The 20,898-nt window shown below is 66.7% G+C and carries 19 protein-coding genes and 1 pseudogene; 15 read left to right on the top strand and 5 right to left on the bottom strand.

What is annotated here, in order from left to right; all coding sequences use genetic code 11:
- Nucleotides 1-76: 76 nt before the first annotated feature.
- Complete coding sequence (locus MHEC_RS16825; RefSeq protein ID WP_071700240.1) at nt 77-2,548, top strand: [protein-PII] uridylyltransferase; 2,472 nt, start codon at nt 77-79, stop codon at nt 2,546-2,548.
- Nucleotides 2,549-2,589: 41 nt separating this feature from the next.
- On the opposite strand, the gene MHEC_RS16820 is transcribed toward MHEC_RS16825, so the two are convergent.
- The 3 genes and pseudogenes from MHEC_RS16820 to MHEC_RS16810 form a co-directional block, all read right to left on the bottom strand.
- Nucleotides 2,590-3,783, bottom strand: a complete 1,194-nt coding sequence (locus tag MHEC_RS16820) for a PPE family protein (protein WP_048890771.1) — start codon at nt 3,781-3,783, stop codon at nt 2,590-2,592.
- Nucleotides 3,784-3,854: 71 nt separating this feature from the next.
- A pseudogene (locus MHEC_RS24885) lies at nt 3,855-4,744 on the bottom strand (PPE family protein, SVP subgroup).
- A 424-nt stretch (nt 4,745-5,168) separates the two neighbouring features.
- Nucleotides 5,169-6,392 (bottom strand): class I SAM-dependent methyltransferase, encoded by a 1,224-nt coding sequence (locus MHEC_RS16810; RefSeq protein WP_048890881.1) that lies wholly within the window; start codon nt 6,390-6,392, stop codon nt 5,169-5,171.
- Between the two features lie 176 nt (nt 6,393-6,568).
- Here MHEC_RS16810 and ffh point away from each other — a divergent pair, with 176 nt between their 5' ends.
- The 5 genes from ffh (at nt 6,569) to MHEC_RS16785 (ending at nt 13,371) form a co-directional block, all read left to right on the top strand.
- A complete protein-coding gene (ffh, locus tag MHEC_RS16805; RefSeq protein ID WP_048890769.1) occupies nt 6,569-8,116 on the top strand; it encodes a signal recognition particle protein in 1,548 nt (515 codons plus the stop codon).
- 4 nt (nt 8,117-8,120) lie between these two features.
- The gene (locus tag MHEC_RS16800) at nt 8,121-9,188 is read left to right on the top strand and encodes a metal-dependent hydrolase family protein (protein ID WP_048890768.1); all 1,068 of its coding nucleotides are present in this window, start codon (nt 8,121-8,123) and stop codon (nt 9,186-9,188) included.
- 37 nt (nt 9,189-9,225) lie between these two features.
- On the top strand, nt 9,226-10,899 hold the full coding sequence (locus MHEC_RS16795) for a serine/threonine-protein kinase (protein WP_048890767.1): 1,674 nt from the start codon (nt 9,226-9,228) through the stop codon (nt 10,897-10,899).
- 83 nt (nt 10,900-10,982) lie between these two features.
- Entirely contained in the window at nt 10,983-12,764 is a 1,782-nt protein-coding gene (locus MHEC_RS16790) for an N-acyl-D-amino-acid deacylase family protein (protein ID WP_048890766.1), read from the top strand.
- A gap of 1 nt (nt 12,765) precedes the next feature.
- Entirely contained in the window at nt 12,766-13,371 is a 606-nt protein-coding gene (locus MHEC_RS16785; RefSeq protein WP_048890765.1) for a TetR/AcrR family transcriptional regulator, read from the top strand.
- Nucleotides 13,372-13,414: 43 nt separating this feature from the next.
- On the opposite strand, the gene MHEC_RS16780 is transcribed toward MHEC_RS16785, so the two are convergent.
- Nucleotides 13,415-14,290 (bottom strand): D-alanyl-D-alanine carboxypeptidase family protein, encoded by an 876-nt coding sequence (locus tag MHEC_RS16780; protein WP_048890764.1) that lies wholly within the window; start codon nt 14,288-14,290, stop codon nt 13,415-13,417.
- A gap of 48 nt (nt 14,291-14,338) precedes the next feature.
- Here MHEC_RS16780 and MHEC_RS16775 point away from each other — a divergent pair, with 48 nt between their 5' ends.
- The 5 genes from MHEC_RS16775 (at nt 14,339) to trmD (ending at nt 16,987) form a co-directional block, all read left to right on the top strand.
- Nucleotides 14,339-14,758 (top strand): nuclear transport factor 2 family protein, encoded by a 420-nt coding sequence (locus MHEC_RS16775; protein ID WP_048890763.1) that lies wholly within the window; start codon nt 14,339-14,341, stop codon nt 14,756-14,758.
- Between the two features lie 251 nt (nt 14,759-15,009).
- Nucleotides 15,010-15,507: a 30S ribosomal protein S16 gene (rpsP, locus tag MHEC_RS16770; RefSeq protein ID WP_048890762.1), complete on the top strand. Its 498-nt coding sequence runs from the start codon at nt 15,010-15,012 to the stop codon at nt 15,505-15,507.
- A gap of 8 nt (nt 15,508-15,515) precedes the next feature.
- Entirely contained in the window at nt 15,516-15,758 is a 243-nt protein-coding gene (locus MHEC_RS16765) for an RNA-binding protein (RefSeq protein WP_048890761.1), read from the top strand.
- Between the two features lie 24 nt (nt 15,759-15,782).
- The gene (gene rimM / locus MHEC_RS16760; RefSeq protein WP_048890760.1) at nt 15,783-16,301 is read left to right on the top strand and encodes a ribosome maturation factor RimM; all 519 of its coding nucleotides are present in this window, start codon (nt 15,783-15,785) and stop codon (nt 16,299-16,301) included.
- The gene (gene trmD / locus MHEC_RS16755; RefSeq protein ID WP_048890759.1) at nt 16,301-16,987 is read left to right on the top strand and encodes a tRNA (guanosine(37)-N1)-methyltransferase TrmD; all 687 of its coding nucleotides are present in this window, start codon (nt 16,301-16,303) and stop codon (nt 16,985-16,987) included. The genes rimM and trmD overlap by 1 nt, the downstream gene beginning before the upstream one ends.
- An 82-nt stretch (nt 16,988-17,069) precedes the next feature.
- Here trmD and MHEC_RS16750 read toward each other — a convergent pair whose 3' ends face one another.
- Nucleotides 17,070-17,981, bottom strand: coding sequence for a serine hydrolase (locus MHEC_RS16750; RefSeq protein ID WP_048890758.1), 912 nt, complete (start codon nt 17,979-17,981; stop codon nt 17,070-17,072).
- Between the two features lie 357 nt (nt 17,982-18,338).
- On the opposite strand from MHEC_RS16750, the gene rplS reads away from it, so the two are divergent.
- From rplS to MHEC_RS16725, 4 genes are all read left to right on the top strand, one after another.
- Entirely contained in the window at nt 18,339-18,680 is a 342-nt protein-coding gene (rplS, locus tag MHEC_RS16745) for a 50S ribosomal protein L19 (protein WP_003922057.1), read from the top strand.
- Nucleotides 18,681-18,861: 181 nt separating this feature from the next.
- Nucleotides 18,862-19,716, top strand: a complete 855-nt coding sequence (gene lepB / locus MHEC_RS16735; RefSeq protein ID WP_048890757.1) for a signal peptidase I — start codon at nt 18,862-18,864, stop codon at nt 19,714-19,716.
- Between the two features lie 2 nt (nt 19,717-19,718).
- Entirely contained in the window at nt 19,719-20,492 is a 774-nt protein-coding gene (locus MHEC_RS16730) for a ribonuclease HII (RefSeq protein WP_048890756.1), read from the top strand.
- The gene (locus tag MHEC_RS16725; RefSeq protein WP_003922054.1) at nt 20,489-20,794 is read left to right on the top strand and encodes a DUF2469 domain-containing protein; all 306 of its coding nucleotides are present in this window, start codon (nt 20,489-20,491) and stop codon (nt 20,792-20,794) included. Before MHEC_RS16730 ends, MHEC_RS16725 begins: the two co-directional genes overlap by 4 nt.
- Nucleotides 20,795-20,898 lie beyond the last annotated feature (104 nt).

Raw genomic sequence — 20,898 nt, 5'->3', positions numbered from 1 at the left:
AGCATGCGCGAGCAGACGCAAAGGTACCCGATTCCACCCGCTTTCAGGAGCCTTTGCCTCTGCTCGGCCGGATAGCATGAGACCGCGCAGGCTGGGTGCTGTCCCCGACTCTCGGTGGGAGGGTACGGCCGCTGGAAGTGCCTGTCCGGCAACTGATTTGGTCGCAGCGCGGGAGCGGCTGCTTGCCCGCGGTCCACGCGACCACAATGCCGCGGCATTGCGAAGGGCTTGGCAGGAGCTGCACGAGTCCTGGTTGACGACGAAGGCGGCCCAGATCGGCGTCACGCAACACAGCGGCTTCGCTATCGTCGCCACGGGATCGTTGGGCCGACGCGAGCTGCTGCCGCACTCCGATCTGGACCTGATGTTGTTGCACAACAACATGCCCGCCGACGTCGTCGGCAGGGTCGCCGACCTGTTGTGGTATCCGCTGTGGGACGCCAACATTCGTCTTGACCATTGCGTGCGCACTGTCGCCGAGGCACTGCAAATCGCCGGTGCGGACATCTCGTCGGGTCTGGCGATGCTGGAAGCACGCCACATTGCCGGCGATCTGGCCCTGTCGGCGCATCTGGTCGACGGGGTTCGCCGACAGTGGAGGAGCGGAATCCGTTCGCGATTCGGTGAGCTCGTCGAGGCCACCCGGGCCCGCTGGCAGCGCACCGGCGAGATAGCGCACCGCGTCGAACCGGATCTGAAGTTCGGCCGCGGTGGCCTGCGCGACATCCAGTTGCTCGATGGGCTCGCGATCGCGCAGCTCGCGGATCGCCAGGCGATCCGCACCCCCGAGGTCCCGGCCGGTTCAGTGGACCATGCCCGTCGCGCACTGGTCGACGTGCGCACCGAACTGCACCGGGTATCCGGCCGCGGGCATGACGTGCTGCTGGCCCAGTACGCCGACGACATCAGTTCGGCGCTGCAGCTCGGCGACAGGTTTGACCTGGCGCGCATGTTGTCCGACGCTGGGCGCACGATCAGCTACCACGTCGACGCCGCGTTACGAACCGCCGCCAATTCGCTGCCGCGGCGCGGTATGTCGGCGTTGCGGCGGCGACGCCGCCGACCACTGGATGAAGGCGTCGTCGAGTACGCCGGCGAGGTCGTGCTGGCCCGCGACGCCCGACCGGAACGCGATCCCGGCCTGCTGCTGCGAGTGGCCGCTGCCTCGGCCGTCTCCGGTTTGCCCATCGCGGCCGCCACGCTGAGCCGACTCGCCGACGCCGCACCCGAGTTGCCTGCCCCGTGGCCGCCGGAGATGCTGGACGACCTGTTGGTTCTGCTCAGCGCGGGGCCGACCACGATTTCGACGATTGAATCGCTCGACCGCGTCGGGCTGTGGGCCCGGGTGCTGCCCGAGTGGACTGCCGTGCGCGACTTACCACCCCGCGACGTGATCCATACCTGGACCGTGGATCGTCATCTGGTCGAAACTGCCGTACAGGCAAGTGCTTTCACGACCCGCGTGGCACGTCCGGACCTTCTGATACTTGGCGCACTGCTGCACGACATCGGCAAGGGGCGTGGCAGCGACCACAGCATGATCGGTGCCGAGTTGGCCACTGCGATCGGGACCCGCCTGGGTATGTGGCAGGCGGACGTGGCGATGCTGGCGAAACTTGTTCGCCACCACCTGCTCTTGGTCAAGACGGCCACTCGCCGTGACTTGAAGGATCCCCAGACCATTGCGGCTGTCGCCGACGCCGTCGGGGGAGATCCGGTGCTGCTCGACGTGCTGCACGCAATGACGGAAGCCGACGCGCTGGCCACCGGCCCCGGGGTGTGGGGTGACTGGAAAGCCTCGCTCGTCGGCGAGCTGGTGCGCCGTTGCCACATCGTGATGGCCGGGGAACGTTTGCCCCAGCCCGATCCCATTGACCCGGAGTATCTTTCGCGGGCCGGCGACCACGGGGTGCACGTGGAGGTCAGGCAGGGCGACGGTGCGCGCTACCACGTTGTGATGATCGCCCCCGATCAGCGGGGACTGCTGTCGAAGGCCGCAGGCGTGCTGGCGCTGAACTCATTGCGAGTGCACTCCGCTGCCGTGAACGTTCACCAGGGCGCCGCAATCAACGAATTCGTGGTGTCGCCGCTTTTTGGCACCCCGGCTGCGGCCGAGCTGCTGCGCCAGCAATTGGTCGCTGCGCTGGCCGGCGACCTCGACATCCTGGGCATGCTCAACCGGCGAGAGGCCGACGAAGACAGCAGGCCCGTCGGGGAGGTGCTGACCGGGGTGCCCGCCCATCGGCCGACCGCGCCGCCACGCATTCTGTGGTTCGGTGGCACGCCCGACCATCTCGTCGTCGAAATCCGCACGTCCGACCGGACGGGGCTGCTCGCATTACTGACCGGAGCATTGGAGCGTGCCGGCGCCGACATCGTCTGGGCGAAGGTCACCACACTGGGGTCGATGGTCGACGACGTGTTCTGCGTCAGGTCGTCCATCGACGCGGCCGAGGACCATGCGCACGTGCAAACGGCGGTGGAACGGGAACTCATCGCCGTTTTGGAGACCACCGTGGTCGACAGATCGGTCGACTACGCCTACTAAGGGCCGGCTGTGACGGCCGGCTCGCGGGCCGTCGGCTTCGTCTACACGAGGACGGTTTTGGGCATCACGGTGGGCTTGACTCCGTATCGCGGGGTGCCGAAGCCGTAGCCGCTGCGGCCAGCCGACGCTACCGACGGCATCCCGGCCGGCACCGTGGCCACCGGCATTTCTTCCGGAGCGACGGTCCAGCCCGAACCCTCGAACTCGGTGGCGGCGCCGGCGGCCGGGACGGCCGAGGACCAGGTGCCCGGCACCGACAACCTGCCCACCAACGAGGCCTGGCCCATTCCCGCCGCTACCGGCGCCCCACCAAAGCCGCCGGCCGCGGGCGCGGTCGCGCCCGCCAGGATTCCTCCGCCCAAGCCGGCGCCGAGGGGAGTGACGTCGCCGACGGTGACGCCCGCCGGGGCGTTGCTGATGAAATGTCCCAGGGTCGCCATGGCCGAGATCGTCATCATCGTGCACCACGACGCCGTGACGTCGGCGGAGTTGATGCTGTTGAAGACGATGCCGGTATTGAGCAGGGCGTTCAAACCGTCCCAGATCGAGGTTCCCGAGCTCGCGCTCGCGGTCAGGCTGAGCGGGTTGGCGAGCGCACCTTGCGCGCTGGTGAGGCTGGACAGCACCCCGTTGAGCCCCGACGTCGTCGCGCTGGTGCTCATGGCATTGGAGACCGCGGCGGCCTGGGCGCCCAGACCCGCCGGGTTGGTGGTGTCCGCCGGCGGGGTCACGGGGTCGAGCTGCGCGGCGCCCGCCGAGGACGCCGCGTAGCCGTACATTGCGGCGGCGTCCTGGGCCCACATTTCCGCGTATTGCGCCTCGTTGGCCGCGATCGCCGGGGTGTTTTGTCCCAGGACGTTCGTCGACACCAGCATCGCCAGCTGCGCCCGGTTGGCGGCGATAACCGGCGGCGGCACCGTGGCGGCAAACGCGGTCTCGTAGGCGGCCGCCGATGCGATGGCCTGTGAGGCCGCGTGCAGCAGTTGTCCCGAGGTCGTATTCAGCCAGGTGATGTAGGGTTCGGCGGCGGCGGCCATGGCCGCGGCCGACGGACCCTGCCAGGCTGAGCCGGTGAGCTGTGAGATCACCGACTGGTAGGACGCCGCCGTCGCGCTCAACTCACCGCTTAAGTTGCTGAACGCCGAGGCGGCGGCCACCATCGGGCCCGCCCCGGCACCGGAATACATGAGCGCCGAATTGATTTCCGGGGGCCGCGCTGCGAAATCGAAAAACATTGTCTTTAGATCCTGTCTCTTAAATCCAGTGGCGCATCGGGATTACCGGACACCGTTGGCCGGCTCAATTTCTACACGGTCGGTTTGGGCATGACCTTGGGTTTGACACCGTAGCGCGGGGCGCCGAAGCCATAGCCGCCGCGACCGGCCGACGCGACCGACGGCATGCCGGCGGGCATGGTGGCCACCGGCGCGGTGTCCGGTGCGGCAGTGGTCCAGCTGTGAGCCGCCAAGCGTACCGGCGTGCCGGCCGCCGACGCTTCGCCGGCCCAACTGGGCGGGACGGACAAGCCGCCGACCGACGATGCCTGCCCGACCCCGGCCACCACCGGCGCCCCGCCCAGCGCGGCGGCACCGCCGACCCCGCCGGGCTGACCGAACCGGCGAGGTCGGCCAGGCCGCCTTCCAGCCCGCCTTCGGCGGCCTCCTCGGGCAGCGCGGTGAGCAGACCGCCACCGGCCATCCCGATCAGGTCCGATCCCGCCGAGGCCCAGTTGCCGACCTGGATATTCATCAAGTTGGCGAAGGGGCTGCTCAGCGGTGAACTGCCAAGCGTATCGGCCAGACCTTGAAGGATGTCGCCCAGGCCGGTGGCTGGTGTCGCGGCCGGGGCGGCAGCCGACGATGCCCCGACCAGGGAGCCCAGGCCCGTCAGTGGGGTCGAGGCGGCCACCGCCTGGTTGGCCGCTTCGGTTTCCCCGTAGGACCCGGCGCTGGCCGCCAGGAGGCTGACGAATTGCTGGTGAATGGCCTGGGCTTGGGCGCTGGCCGTCTGGTAGAGCTGGCCATAAGTGGAAAAGATGCCCGCCTGTAGCGCCGAGACCTCGTCGGAGGCTGCGGGGGCGATGGCTGTGGTCGGACCGGCGGCGGCCGCGTTCTCGGCGGCCATCGAAGTGCCCAGGCCCTCCAGCTGGCTCGACGCCGCTGCGAGCGCCTCGGGCAGCGTCTTCACAAACGACATGTATTTCTCCTGGGGAAATAGATGAACCCGTTAAGAGGGTCGGCCGCGGTGATCACCATGCGATCATCGTTGGTATTGAATCCACGGCTATACCTTCGCGCAGCGAGTGCGGAAAACCTAGCGCGTTAATTGCTTCTTAACGTCGGCGGACGAACTTTTAACAAATTGCTTCCGGCGGTCGCCCATTTCACCCATCCGGTGGCGTCCGCGACCGAGTGTTAGATTTCGCGCGGTGCCCATATCCCAATCGCCGGAGTCGGTGAACTTAATTCCGTGAGCCGACGCGCCGGCGGGCGATCGGCGATCATGTAAAAGTCTGGTTAAGCAAATGTCACCGTTAAGGTGTCGTTACGGAATACTCACACGCCCGGTCGCTTGGTATGCGGTCCCGGTCGGCGCTCGATCAAAGCGGCCCCGACGGCGGCTAACGACCTGCGGACGGGTTCACCGCCATCGCAACCCAATCGAGGCGCCACAGCGACTGGAACAGTTTGCGGGCGAACGCCTCCAGGTCGGCGTCGGCCGGGGGTGCCACGGCCGTCCGCGCCACGCCGGCGGCAATCTCTCGGATCGAGCGCCGGCCGTCGACGTGCCGCACGAAGGGCAACTGAGCCGGATTCATGGTCATACGCGCCCCGGGCCAAAAGATGTCGGTGCCGGAGACACCGCAGCGGGTGCGCAGCATCGGAACGTAATCGAGGGAGTCGACGCTCGAGAAATCGATTGCGTAGCTCTCTTTGGGCCGATCCGGGCGACACGCAATGAAAAAATGGCACCCGTTCAACGTCTGAAGACGCTCCATCACCGACCACAGCTTCCTTTCCGGCAACGCATTTACGGCCGGATAGAACATGTTGGCGGGCGCAAATAAATCGTGCGGGTAATAGGGCGCCTTATGGAACCACCCCTGAAATACCAGCCCGGCAGAGGTGACGAGGTCAATGCACTCGTCTACCGTATAGCTACGTGCACGGCCGTGCAGAAACGTGTCGACCAGGGCGGCATCTGACTGCAAATCCCGCGCTATTTTCAGATAATGCTGAATAGGGTGATCCGGCGGAAGCACCGAGAGCGTGTCTTTGACGATTTTGACGGATGTTTCGTCCTGGCCGAGTCCCATGTCACGAAATACAGATTCCAGCAGCTCGACGCCGATACGGCCGTATTTCGCATAGAGCATCACTCCCAGCGCGCCATCCCGCCGCAGGCAGCCGGCGAGCGCTTCCATCCCGGTCAGGGGATCGGCCATATGATGTAAAACGCCGGTTGATACGACAAGGTCGAACTCGAGTCCAAGCGTCGGCAGCTTTTCGATGTCAAGCCGGCGCAACTCGAGGTTGTCCAGCTCATGCTTTTCTTTCAAATATTGCTGGTGGTCCAGGGACGGCTGGCTAATATCGACGGCCACCACTTTTGCCTGGGGGTTGGTAAAGGCAAAAATTGCCGCCTGGCTTGTGCCACAACCCGCGATGAGAATGTCGAGATCGGGTCTGTATTCGCGATCGGGCCACAGAATTCGGTGCGCATGCGCGGGGTCGAACCATTCCCAGTGGTCAACAGTCCATGCCTGGAGGTCCGCCACGGGGCGGGGATACCTCCACCGCTCATACTGGCGGCGGACAATGTCGGCGCCCGGATCGTCGTTCACTTCACCGGTGACCTCGTTGCGGATTGACGCTGATCGCAAATCCCGGATGGCGTAACCGTTGCGGGACTGCCCCTGGCTACCGGTGATTATCAGTTCGGGCCCGACCTGCCGCAACCGAGCCCGGGCCCCCTGCCGCGCCCGGCGGCGCGCGTCCTCGCCTCGCTACGCTGGTCGGCGTGTTCGAATCACTCTCCGACCGCCTGACCGGCGCCCTGCAGAGCCTGCGCGGCAAGGGTCGGTTGACCGACGCCGACATCGACGCCACCACCCGCGAAATCCGGCTGGCGCTGCTGGAAGCCGACGTCGCGCTGCCGGTGGTGCGGGCGTTCATCAGCCGGATCAAAGAACGCGCCAAGGGCGCCGAAGTCTCCGGCGCGCTCAACCCCGCACAGCAGGTCGTCAAGATCGTCAACGAAGAACTGATCGGCATCCTCGGTGGCCAAACCCGACAACTCGCATTCGCGAAAACTCCGCCGACGGTGATCATGCTCGCCGGCCTGCAAGGCTCGGGTAAGACCACGCTAGCCGGAAAACTGGCCAAATGGCTTCGCGGACAAGGGCACACACCGCTTCTGGTGGCTGCCGACCTGCAGCGGCCCGCGGCGGTGAACCAGCTGCAGGTCGTCGGTGAGCGGGCCGGGGTCCCGGTGTTCGCGCCGCATCCCGGCGCGTCGCCCGACGCCGGCCCCGGTGATCCGGTCGCGGTGGCCGCCCAAGGGCTCGCCGAGGCGCGGACCAAACATTTCGACGTCGTCGTCGTCGACACCGCCGGACGGCTCGGTATCGACGACGAGATGATGGCCCAGGCCGCCGCCATCCGCGCCGCCATCGATCCCGACGAAGTGCTGTTCGTCCTGGACGCGATGATCGGGCAAGACGCCGTCACCACCGCCGAAGCGTTCGGCGCGGGTGTCGGCTTCACCGGCGTGGTGCTGACCAAACTCGACGGTGACGCCCGAGGCGGCGCCGCGCTGTCGGTGCGCGAAGTAACAGGTGTGCCAATTCTTTTCGCGTCCACCGGCGAAAAGCTGGAGGACTTCGACGTCTTCCATCCCGACCGGATGGCCAGTCGCATCCTGGGCATGGGTGACGTCCTGAGCCTGATCGAGCAGGCCGAACAGGTCTTCGACGCCCAACAGGCCGAGGCCGCCGCCGCCAAGATCAGCACCGGGGAGCTGACCCTGGAGGACTTCCTCGAGCAGATGCTCGCGATTCGCAAGATGGGACCGATCGGCAACCTGCTGAGCATGTTGCCCGGCGCCGGCCAGATGAAGGAGGCGCTGGCCGCCGTCGACGACAAACAGCTCGACCGGCTGCAGGCCATCATCCGCGGGATGACACCGCAGGAGCGGGCCGACCCCAAGATCATCAACGCCTCGCGGCGGCTGCGCATCGCCAATGGCTCCGGCGTGACGGTCGCCGAGGTCAACCAGCTGGTCGACCGGTTCTTCGAGGCCCGCAAGATGATGTCGTCGATGATGGGCAGCATGGGCATGCCCGGGTTGGGGCGCAAATCCGGGCGCAAGGCCGCGAAAGCCAAAGCGGGCAAGGGAAAGAAAGGCAAGAAGCGCGGTCCCACACCGCCCAAGGCGCGCGGCCAGCTCGGCGCCGGCTTGCCGGCGGGGTTCCCGGATCTGTCCCACATGCCGCAGGGGTTGAACGAGCTGCCGCCGGGACTGGCAGACATCGACTTGTCGACACTGAAGTTCCCGGGCCAGAAGTAGCCGGATGCGGCTTCACATTCGGGGCAGAGGTTTGCCCGACGAAGCCGCGCTCGAGCTGTGGATCGTCGACGGGCAGATCAGCCTCGAGCCGGTCGCCGGTGCCGACACCGTGTTCGACGGCGGCTGGATCATTCCGGGCCTGGTGGATGCCCACTGTCATGTCGGGTTGGGCGCGCACGGCGTCGTCGACCTCGACGAGGCGATCGACCAGGCCGAGACCGAACGCGACGTGGGTGCGTTACTGCTGAGGGACTGCGGTTCGCCGACCGACACCCGCAGCCTGGACGATCACGCCGATCTGCCGCGGATCATCCGCGCGGGCCGGCATCTCGCCCGCCCCAAGCGCTATACGCCTGGTTTCGCAATCGAACTCGACGATGAATCGCAGCTGCCCCGGTTGGTCGCCGAGCAGGCGCGGCGAGGTGACGGGTGGGTGAAGCTTGTCGGGGACTGGATCGACCGGCAGGTGGGCGATCTCGCGCCGCTGTGGTCCGACGGCGTGCTGAAGACGGCGATCGATGTCGCGCACGCCCACGGAGCGCGGGTCACCGCGCACGTCTTCGGCGAGGATGCGCTGCCCGGCTTGATCAATGCCGGGATCGACTGCATCGAACACGGCACCGGGGTCACCGACGACACGATCGAGCTGATGGTCGAGCATGGCACCGCATTGGTGCCCACGCTGATCAACATCGAAAACTTTCCGGGGATCGCGGCTTCCGCAGACCGCTACCCGAGGTACGCGGCCCACATGCGCGACCTGCATGCCAAGTGTTATGCACGGATCGCCGCCGCGCGCGAAGCGGGCATACCGGTGTATGCGGGCACCGACGCCGGCACCATGGTGGCCCATGGTCGCATCGCCGACGAGGTCGAGGCGCTCAAGCGCATCGGAATGAGCGCAGGCGAGGCGCTGGGCGCGGCGTCCTGGGATGCCCGACGCTGGCTGGGCCGTCCCGGCCTGGATCATGGCGCATCGGCGGATCTGTTGTGCTACAAGGACGATCCGCGGCACGGTCCCGCGGTGCTCAGCAGCCCCGACCTCGTGATATTGCGCGGCCGGCTGTTCTGAGCCGACGCGCGGCCGCGACCGCCGATAGGATCGAGGAATGCCGTTGGCCCCTGGGTCGACCTTCGCCGGTTACACCATCATCCGGATGCTGGGCAGCGGTGAAGCGGGTGAGGTCTATCTCGCCCAGCATCCCGGGCTGTCGCGCCAGGACGCACTGAAAATCCTCCCCCGGGCGATGACAGCGGACCGTGAGTTTTGCGAGAGATTCCATCGGGAAGCCCCGATTGCCACCACGCTGTATCACCCGCACATCGGGCAGGTGTATGGCCGCGGCGAGTTCGACGGCCGGCTGTGGATCGCCATGGAATACCTCGACGGCATCAACGCCGCGCAGCTCATCCGCGAGCAGTTTCCAGCCGGGATGCCGGCCGGTGAGGCGCTGTCGATCATCGCAGCCACCGCCGGGGCACTGGATTATGCGCATCAGCGCGGAATGCTGCACCGCAACGTCGCACCAGCCAACATTTTTTTGACCAACCCGGGCAATGGTGAACCACGAATCCTGTTGACGGACTTCGGAATAGCGCGACAACTCAGTACCGTCCGACGGCTGGGACGCAGGAACACGGACGCGGGTGCGTACGCCTACGCCGCGCCGGAGCAGTTAACCGGCCCGCCCATCGACGCGCGCGCCGACCAGTACGCGCTCGCGGCCACCGCCGTTCATCTGCTCACCGGAGCGCAGCCCCGACGCGGCGATCGGCACCCGCAACTTGGTCATCTCGACCGTGTGCTGTCGATAGCGCTGGCCGAAAACCCGGCCGACCGGTTCGCTAGCTGTGTTCAATTCGCCAACGCGCTAAGCGAACAGGCGGGCGTTCTGGTCGGTGATCGCAGCCCGGAGGCAGTCTTCGCCCTGGACTACCCCGATGAAGCAGCGGTCGAAAGCGTGGCCGGGGCAGGCCAATCGCAGCCGAATCGCCCTGGCAGCACTGCCCGGTCGCTGCTGGCAGCGGTGCGGCGACCGTTGTCTGGGCGGCGCAGCGGTGTGCTGTCGGTGGCCACCGTGCCGATGCGGGCGAGCCGCCGATGGCCGTGGATCATGCTCGGGTCGGCCGCCGGGGCGGCGCTCACATTGCTCATCGGCTTGCTGGCAGTGGGCACCATCTATCGCAGTAACCACACGACGCCCGCCCGGGCGGGCATTCCCGCGACGACGTTAAGCCGGGCTCCCACGACGATCAGCAGCTCGCCGGCAGCACCGGCTGCCATGCTCGACGGCACCTACCAGGTCGACGTCAACCGCGCCCAGCAGACCTACAACGACATCCCCGACCCGCAGCCGCCGAACGTGACCACCTGGTGGGCATTTCGTTCGTCGTGCACACCGGCCGGATGTGTTGCCGGCGGTGTCTTACTCGACGACAACGACCACCACACGGTGAGCGCGGCAAGCGGCGGGCACACCCTTACCCTGGATTTTCGTGACGGCGCCTGGCAGTCGCGACCGGAAATCGTCCAGTTCCCCTGCGTGGGGCCGAACGGAACAGCGGCGAAAGAGACCACCACGCAAACGATTTCGTTGCAACCGCAGACGCATGGCCCGCTGCGCGGGGTGATGACGGTGACCGTCGAAACCGATGAGTGCGGCCAAAAGGGCGGACGGATCGTTATTCCGGCTGTGGCCGCGCGAGTCGGCGAGGTGCCCCCTGGCATCGTCGTGCCCGTTCCTGGCACCGGCACTGCGGCGGCCCCGACGACGACGCGGTGACGGGCAAGCGCATAAGGGCAAAAAGATTGTAAGTACTTGCTAACCACGCTAGGCTCACGGAAAACTCTGGACCTGGAGGTGCCGTGGGCTACGACGTCATTGTTCGCGACGGGCTGTGGTTCGACGGCACCGGCCGCCCCCCGCAGCCCCGCACGCTGGGGATTCGCGATGGCGTGGTCGCGGCCGTGTCCGCCGAGCCGCTGGACGAGGCGGGCTGCCCGGAGGTGATCGACGCGGCCGGCAAGTGGGTGGTCCCGGGGTTCATCGACGTGCACACCCACTACGACGCCGAGGTGCTGCTGGACCCCGGATTGCGGGAGTCGGTGCGGCACGGCGTCACCACGGTACTGCTGGGCAACTGTTCGCTGTCGACCGTGTACGCCCAGCCGGCGGACGCCGCCGACCTGTTCAGCAGGGTCGAGGCCGTGCCGCGCGAATTTGTGTTCGGCGCGCTGCAGGCCAAGAGGACCTGGTCGACAGCCGCCGAATACGTTGCAGCGCTTGATGACTTGCCGCTCGGGCCGAACATCGGCTCGCTGGTCGGTCATTCGGACCTGCGCACAGCCGTGCTGGGCCTGGGCCGGGCCACCGACGGCGGCGTACGACCGACTGACGCCGAATTGGCGCGGATGACGGCATTGCTCGACGAGGCGCTCGACGCGGGGCTGCTCGGCATGTCGGGAATGGATGCGGCCATCGACAAGCTCGACGGCGACCGCTATCGGTCGCGCGCGCTTCCGTCCACGTTTGCCACCTGGCACGAGCGGCGCAAGCTGATCGAGGTGCTGCGCCGTCGCGGCCGCATTCTGCAGAGTGCCCCCGATATTGCCAAGCCGGCTTCGGGATTGCTGTTCTTCTTGGCCAGCGGTCGCATGTTCGGGCGCCGCAAGCCGGTGCGGATGAGCCTGCTGGTCTCCGCGGACGCCAAGTCGATGCCCGGCGCGGCCAGTGTGTTTGGCCTGGGCACACGATTTCTCAATGCGGTCCTGGGCTCGCAGGTGCGCCTGCAGCACCTGCCCGTGCCGTTCGAGCTGTATGCCGACGGAATCGATTTGCCGGTCTTCGAGGAGTTCGGCGCGGGAACCGCGGCGCTGCATCTCCGCGACCAGCTGGAGCGCAACACACTGCTCGCGGACCTGGATTACCGTCGGAAATTCCGGCGTGAGTTCGACCGCAAGAAGCTCGGTCCGACGTTGTGGCACCGCGACTTTCATGACGCGGTAATCGTGGAGTGTCCCGATACGTCGCTGATCGGCAAGAGCTTCGGGGCGATCGCCGACGAGCGTGGACTGCACCCGCTGGATGCGTTTCTCGACGTGCTCGTCGACAACGGTGAGCGCAACGTGCGGTGGACGACGACCGTCGCCAACCACCGGCCCAGGCAACTCAACAAGCTCGCGGCCGAGCCCACCATTCACATGGGTTTCTCCGACGCCGGCGCGCATCTGCGCAACATGGCGTTCTACAACTATCCGCTGCGACTGCTCAAGCGCACCCTGGACGCCGAACGAGCCGGGGCGCCGTTTCTTACCGTCGAGCAGGCGGTGTATCGCCTGACCGCCGAAGTGGCCGACTGGTTCGGGCTCGACGCCGGCACGCTGCGGCGCGGTGACCGCGCAGATTTTGTGGTGATCGATCCGGCCGGCCTCGACGAATCGGTGGACGGCTACTACGAGGAGGCGGTTCCCTTCTACGGTGGCTTGCGGCGCATGGTCAACCGCAACGACGCAGCAGTGGTGGCGACCGGGGTGGGCGGGGCGATCGTGTGTCGCCACGGGCGGTTCCGCGACGGCTACGCATCCACGGTGAAATCGGGCCGGTTCCTGCGCGCCAGGGCTCACCAACCCCGGGCTGCGCGCGTCTGAGATGGCCAGAACCCAGCGGCAGCGCCGCGACGAAACCGTCGCCCGACTGCTCGACGCCAGCATCGCGACCATCGCCGAAGTCGGGTACGCGCGGGCATCCGCCGCTGCGATCAGCAAGCGCGCCAAGGTTTCCGACGGCGCGCTATTTCGGCACTTCGCCACCATGGGGGACTTCATGGCGGCCACGGCGAATGAGGTGTCGCGGCGTCAACTGGACTTGTTCACCAAGCAGGTCGCCGAAATACCCGCTGACAGGCCGCCTTTAGAGGCGGTGCTGACCATTCTTCGCGACATCACCCGCAATTCGGCGAACGCTGTGTTGTATGAACTCATGGTCGCTGCGCGCACTGACGAAAAGCTCAGGGCCACTTTGCGAAGCGTCCTTGAGCAGTACCGCTCGAAGATCTACGACGTCGCCCGGGCGCTTCCTGGTGCCGATAGCTTTCCGGAGGACGTGTTTCCCGCCGTGGTGGCCATGGTCGCCAACACATTTGACGGGGCGGCCATTGTGCAAGCGGTGCTGCCTCAACCCGACATCGAGCCGCGGCGCATACCGCTTCTGGCGTTGCTGCTCAACGGAATAGCCCGGGTACCGGGCGACAGCTGACTAAAAGCGGGTGGCCTGTGTCCGGCGAGGCTGTGCAAGCCGACTACAGAGCGCCCACGGCCGACTGCGGGCCCTGCGCGAATCCCCAGTCGAACAAAGCGGCGGCCTGATCCCAGTAGGTCGGTCCGCCCTCGTGCACCAGGCCGTACATCATCGCGATGACCAGCCGCCGGCCATCGCGGGCCGCGGCCCCGACGAACGTCTTGCGAGCGGCGTTGGTAAACCCGGTCTTCCCGCCGATCGCACCCGGGTAGCGCTGCAACAGCTCGTCCTGGTTGACGATCGGCCGGTCGCCATCGTCGCCGGGAAACTGTGCCGACGGAGCCGCGGTGATCTGGGCGAAAACCGGGTTGGCCATGGCCGCCCGGAAGATGACGGCCAGGTCGTGCGCGGTCGACCAGCCCGGGCCGCCCGGCCCGTCCAAACCCGAGGGGGTCGTCGCCTGCGTACTGGCCGCGCCCAGCGCCGCAGCCTTGGCGTTCATCTTCGCCACGGTGGATTGCTGGCCGCCCAGCATGCGGGCCAGCGTGTTGGCCGCATCATTACCCGATACCAGCAGCAGACCGTCGAGCAGCTGGCGTGCGGTGTAGCTGCGGCCGGGTTTGACCCCGACGCAGCTGCACTCGACCTGGGTGTCAACGGTGTCGGCCACGACCGTGGAGTCCAGGTTCAGCTCGTCGAACGCCACCAGCGCTAACAGGACTTTGATGGTGCTGGCGGGCGGGTGGCGCACGTTCGCGTCGTGGGCGGCCAGCACCCGCCCGCTGTCGAGGTCAGCGACGATCCAGGTCTGTGCCGGGCCGTCGGGGATCGGCACCGAGCCCACCGGCTGGACAGTGGCGTCGGCCGTCGCCGCGGGCGGATGCCCCAAGAACCCGGCGGCGATCACGACAGCGAAACACGACACAAGCTTCCGCATGGTCGCCGAGGGTAGCCCCTGCCACGGGATCGTGTTCAATCGACTTCTATGTTGAGCCTGGCCGAAATATCCGACCGATTAGAGATTCAGCAGCTGTTGGTGGACTACTCCACCGCCATCGACTCCCGTCGATTTGACGACCTCGACAGGGTGTTCATCCCGGAGGCATACATCGACTATCGCGCGATGGGTGGCGTGGACGGCCGCTACCCGGAGGTGAAGGCGTGGCTGACCGAGGTGTTGCCGAGCTTCGCCAACTACGCGCACATGCTGGGCTTGCCGTCGATCCGCATCGACGGCGACACCGCGACCGCGCGCACCTTCTGTTTCAACCCGATGGTGTTCGGCGGCGAAAAACCCACCACGATGCTGTTGGGCCTGTGGTACGAGGACGAGTTCGTCCGCACAGCCGAGGGCTGGCGGATGAGTCGCCGGGTTGAGGCCAAGTGCTTCGACCGCCGCGCCTGACGTTTCGACGGCGAGCAGACGCAGAATCCCCCTTTTCCAGCCCGGAAAGGGGGATTCTGCGTCTGCTCGGCGGGGTCAACCGGCCGGAATTCCACCGGGCGGGTGCGTTCTGGCACAATGGGCGGCTGTCCACCGCGTGACTTGCCGCGTCCGGCGTTGCCGGCGGACCCCACACGCGAGGCAAAACCGGACCCCGGCGTCCTGCCCGGGTCGCTGAATTGCAGCGTGACACGCACAGGAGAAGTCGCTGAATGGCTGTGAAGATCAAGCTCACCCGGCTTGGCAAAGTCCGCAATCCCCAGTACCGCATCGCCGTCGCCGACGCGCGTACCCGCCGCGACGGCCGCGCGATCGAGATCATCGGCCGGTATCACCCCAAGGAGGAGCCGAGTCTCATCGAGATCGACTCCGAGCGGGCCCAGTACTGGCTGTCGGTCGGCGCTCAGCCCACCGAGCCTGTCCTGAAGCTGCTGAAGATTACCGGCGACTGGCAGAAGTTCAAAGGACTGCCCGGCGCCGAGGGCAAATTGAAGACCCGGGCGCCCAAGCCGAGCAAGCTCGAGCTGTTCAACGCTGCGCTCGCCGAAGCCGAGGGCGCTCCGACCACCGAGGCCGCGACCCCGAAGAAGAAGGCCCCCGCCAAGAAGGCCGCCAAGAAGGCCGCCGACGCTGACAAGACGGCCGAAGCCGACAAGCCCGAACAGTCGGCCGAAGGTGGCGAGCAAACTGAAGCGGCGTCCGAAAATTGATTGGTCCGATGAATACCGTCGTCGTCGACGCGGTTGAGCATCTGGTGCGCGGCATCGTCGACAACCCCGACGATGTCCGGGTCACCATGGTGACCAATCGGCGCGGACGCACTGTGGAAGTGCATGTTCACCCCGACGATCTGGGCAAGGTGATCGGCCGCGGGGGCCGCACCGCGACCGCGTTGCGGACACTGGTCGCCGGCATCGGTGGCCGCGGCATTCGCGTCGACGTGGTGGACACCGACCAGTAGCGAACCAAGGCTCATGGGACTGCCATGGAGTTAGCAGTCGGGCGTGTGGTGAAAGCGCACGGTGTGACCGGCGAGGTTGTCGTCGAGGTCCGCACCGACGACCCCGATGCCCGGTTCGCGCCGGGGTCGGTATTGCGCGCCAAGGCAACCGACCAGGAGCGCAGCTACGTTGTCGCCGCGGCCCGACCGCACGGTGGGCGGCTGCTGGTGCGCCTGGCCGGTGTTTGCGATCGCGATGCGGCCGACGCGCTGCGCGGCAGCTTGCTGGTGATCGATTCCCAAGACCTGCCACCAATCGACGACCCGGATGAGTACTACGACCACCAGCTGGAAGGGCTTCGGGTGCGCACGACGACGGGCCAAGACATCGGCACGGTCGCCGAGGTGTTGCACACTGCCGCTGGCGAATTGCTGGCGGTCAAGCGCGACGACGCCGGAGAGCTGTTGGTGCCGTTCGTCAGCGCGATCGTGACCTCGGTGTCGTTGGAGTCTGGCATCGTCGAGATCGATCCGCCGGACGGCCTTTTGGAACTGAGGACCTAGTGCGCATCGACGTCGTGACAATCTTTCCCAGCTATTTGGATCCGCTGCGCCAGTCATTGCCGGGTAAGGCGATCGAGTCGGGGCTGGTCGAGCTGAATGTGCACGACCTGCGGCGCTGGACCCATGACGTACACCGCTCGGTTGACGACGCCCCCTACGGTGGCGGCCCCGGGATGGTGATGAAAGCACCGGTCTGGGGCGAAGCGCTTGATGAAATCTGTTCAAGCGAAACACTTCTCGTGGTCCCCACACCCGCTGGTGTGTTGTTCAACCAGGCCACCGCGCGGCGCTGGAGCGCCGAGACGCACCTGGTGTTCGCCTGCGGCCGCTACGAGGGCATCGATCAGCGGGTCATGGACGACGCTGCCCGCCGGATGCGTGTCGAAGAGGTCTCGATCGGCGACTACGTGTTACCGGGCGGGGAGTCGGCGGCGCTGGTGATGATCGAGGCGGTGCTGCGGCTGCTGCCCAATGTTTTAGGCAATCCGCAATCGCTTGACGACGATTCGCACTCGCCGGGCCGGGTGGGTCTGCTGGAAGGACCCTGCTACACCCGCCCGCCGAGCTGGCGTGGTCTGGACGTGCCCGAGGTGCTGTTGTCCGGCGACCACGCCCGAATCGCCGCCTGGCGAGAGCAGGCGTCGCGGCAGCGCACCCGGGAACGCCGTCCGGATTTGCTCGAGTAGTGGAAGGCGCGCGGCGTCGACTGTGCAGCTTATTGGCGAGAAATCGGCGAATCCACGTCCATAACCTGCACAGTCGGCGCGATCAGATGCGGCCGGTGGGGAACATGGTCTTGACGGCCCTGGTAATGGTTGCCCGAGCGGTGGCGTCATCGGAGGGCTGCAGCGACTCGACGACCATGATGTAGCGGCTGTCCGGGCCGACCACTCCGGTCGACAGGTGCATCCAGTCCTGCCCGATACAGCACATCCAGCCCTGCTTGACTGCGACCGGTTCGGCATACAGCCCGTCGGGGATGCCGAACCGCTGCGGGTAGCCGTCGACGCCGGTGGGGGTCGAGCTGGCCAGGTCGTCGATGATGAGCTTGGCCCGCTCCGGCGGGAGGCCACCGGAGCCGTCGAGCAGCATCTGGTAGTAGTGAATCAGGTCGGGCGTCGAACTGGTGGTGTCCCACCAGCGTCCGTCGCTGGGTGGCTGTGTGGAGGTGAGCCCGTAGCGTGCGGCGACGTCGGTGATGATCGTCTCACCGCCGGCCTGATTCCAGAACTTCTCTGCCGCGTCGTCGTCGGATGACCGGAGCATGGCGTCCAGGGTGCTGCGCTCATCGGCCGAGAGCGTGGCCTTGCCCTGGGATTCCTGCAAGAGCAGCTCGTCGGCAATGAACAGTTTGGCAACCGAGGCGGTGGCGACCAGGTGAGGGTCGCCGTTGACGATCAGCTGGTTGGTTGCGCGGTCGAGCAGCGCAACCGAAATCGTGGCGCCGTCGCTGGCGGCCTGGTCGGTTGCCTGCCGGATGCGGTCTTGCAGCCCGGCCAGCGTACCGACCTGAGCCTGCGGCTGCTGTGGCGGAACGATCGCGTGGACCAGCGGCGCAACCGGGGTGGCGCGGGGTGGCGCCGGCTTACCGGCCGCCGCGCCGTACACCTTGGCCTCACAGCCTGCCACCAACGCAATCAGCGCCAGCGCGACGAGTAACATCGGCGGCCGCGGTCGCATAGCCCTCCTCGGACGGTAGGTCGCGAAATCGACCCTGGCGCACTGCCATCCGCCTTGCGCCTGCGGCAGAGGCGTTCCGGTTCGTGTAGTTAGGCCTGCGTCATATCTACCATCTGTGGACGTCCGTGCAGGTTAGCGATGCCCGGCGATTCGCTGTGATTTCGCTGCGGCGATGCCATCTGGCACAATTGGGCAGTTGTCTCCAGCAGTTGTCCCCGGCAGTTGTCGGTGAGACGGGCTGCTGCCGCCTGTTGCGAGATACGCCAAGATGTCCGAATCCATCGGCTCGGTGACCGCCTCACGTTGGCGTGTGGGGCAGCGTCCCGTGGCCGCGAGTGCAAGGAAGTGCCTGGCGAAATGAACACGCTGGACTTTGTCGACAAGGCGTCGCTGCGCGACGACATCCCGGCCTTCAACCCCGGCGACACGGTCAACGTGCACGTCAAGGTGATCGAGGGCAACAAGCAGCGCATCCAGGTGTTCAAGGGCGTGGTGCTGCGCCGCCAGGGCGGCGGCATCCGCGAGACGTTCACGGTGCGCAAGGAGAGCTACGGCGTGGGTGTCGAACGGACGTTCCCGGTGCATTCGCCCAACATCGACCACATCGAGGTCGTGACCCGAGGCGACGTTCGGCGGGCCAAGCTGTATTACCTGAGGGAGCGGCGCGGCAAGAAGGCCAAGATCAAGGAGAAGCGCTGATCCTCTGCGGTCGGCGACCCGCTGCGCCCGGCTCCGCCGCGCTTGCGATCGCCTCTGGGCTTGATGGTCGGCGACCCGCTGCGCCCGGCTCCGCCGCGCTTGCGATCGCCTCTGGGCTTGATGGTCGGCGACCCGCTGCGCCCGGCTCCGCCGCGCTTGCGATCGCCTCTACGCTGATGTCGTGACCGAAACCGCGGATCCGCCGCCGCAGCGCCAATCCGATTCCGATCCGGCAGAGCCCCCAGTCGCTACCCGTGATCCCGCCACGTCTGACACCGCCACCGCCGAGGAACCGAAAGGCAAGAAGCGGGCGGCGATGCGGGAAACGGTGCTCCTGGTGGCGATCGCGATGGTGCTCTACTACGTCATGCTGACGTTCGTGGCGCGGCCCTACCTGATCCCGTCGGAATCTATGGAGCCCACCCTGCACGGATGTTCGGGCTGCGTGGGCGATCGCATCATGGTCGACAAGATCAGCTACCGATTCGGCGCACCGCAACCCGGCGACGTCATCGTCTTCCGGGGACCGCCGTCGTGGAATATCGGGTACAGGTCGATCCGCTCCCACAACGCCGTGGTGCGCTGGCTGCAAAACGCGCTGTCGTTTGTCGGCTTCGTCCCACCCGACGAGAACGACCTGGTCAAGCGCGTGATCGCGGTAGCGGGTCAGACCGTGCAGTGCCGAGCCAGCACGGGACTGACGGTCGACGGCGCCCGGCTCAAGGAGCCGTATCTGGACCCGAAGACGATGATGGCCGACCCGTCGATGTACCCGTGCCTGGGCGGCGAGTTCGGCCCGGTCAGGGTCCCGCAGGGCAGGCTGTGGGTGATGGGGGATAACCGCACCCACTCGGCGGACTCGCGGGCCCACTGCACCAGTATCCCGGCGGATGCGCTCAAGGGTCTGCTCTGTACCGGCGACCCGATGTCGGCCACCGTGCCGGTGGGCAACGTCATCGGCAAGGCCAGGTTCATCGTCTGGCCGCCGTCGCGCTGGGGTGTAGTAAGGTCGGTGAACCCGCAGCAAGGTCGATAGCCATGGCGACGACGTGGCCGCCGCGGACGGTGATCCGCAAATCCTCCGGGTTGCGCACCCTGGAGTCGGCTCTGTATCGCAGCGGACTGGGCCCGGTGGCCGGGGTCGACGAGGTGGGCCGCGGCGCATGCGCGGGACCGCTGGTTGTCGCGGCGTGTGTGCTCGGGCCAGGACGGTTGGAAAGCCTTGCCGCCCTGGATGATTCGAAGAAGCTCACCGAGAAGGCCCGAGAGAAGCTGTTTCCGGCGATCCGCCGCCACGCCCTGGCCTACCACATCGTCTACATCCCGCCGAGCGAAGTCGACCGGCGTGGGGTGCACGTGGCCAACATCGAGGGCATGCGGCGAGCGGTGGCAGGGCTCTCGGTGCGCCCCGGGTATGTGCTCAGCGACGGCTTCCGGGTGCCCGGGCTGCCGGTACCGTCGCTGCCCGTGGTCGACGGCGACGCCACGGCGGCCTGCATCGCGGCGGCCAGCGTGCTGGCGAAGGTCAGCCGCGACCGGCTGATGGTGGCGTTGGACGCCAAGCATCCAGGGTACGGCTTCGCCGAGCACAAGGGCTACTGCACGCCCGGGCACAGCGCTGCGCTGAATGAGCTCGGCCCGTGTCCGGAGCATCGCCATTCGTTCATCAACGTCCGGCGGGTGGCGACGGCCTCGGGTCCCCGGCTGGTCACGGAATTCCAACCGGCACCACCGGATCAGGCCGGTGGCAACGGGTGGGGGAAAATGGGAGCCGGGGAATTTGGCGAGGGAGAAGGACGGCTGGGCAAATGAGTGCCGAAGATCTCGAAAAGTATGAAACCGAGATGGAGCTCTCGCTGTACCGCGAATACAAGGACATCGTGGGCCAGTTCAGCTACGTCGTGGAGACCGAGCGGCGGTTCTACCTAGCAAATAGTGTGGAGATGGTGCCGCGCAACGCCGACGGGGAAATCTACTTCGAGCTGCGTCTCACCGATGCCTGGGTGTGGGACATGTACCGGCCAGCTCGGTTCGTCAAGCAGGTGCGGGTGGTGACCTTCAAAGACGTCAATATCGAGGAAGTCGAGAAACCCGAGCTGCGACTCCCCGAGTAAGCACACTCGTTTCAGGCGCCGACGGCGCGCTCCAGATCTTTTAGCCCGAAGTTCCCCCTGGTGTGGAGCGGTTTAGTGGGTTGAGCTGGGGTTTTGTGTTGGTG

This window comes from Mycobacterium heckeshornense (genome assembly GCF_016592155.1).
Taxonomy (GTDB): domain Bacteria; phylum Actinomycetota; class Actinomycetes; order Mycobacteriales; family Mycobacteriaceae; genus Mycobacterium; species Mycobacterium heckeshornense.
Note: the sequence above shows the minus strand (reverse complement) of the source record. Positions and strands in the feature narration are given on the sequence as shown.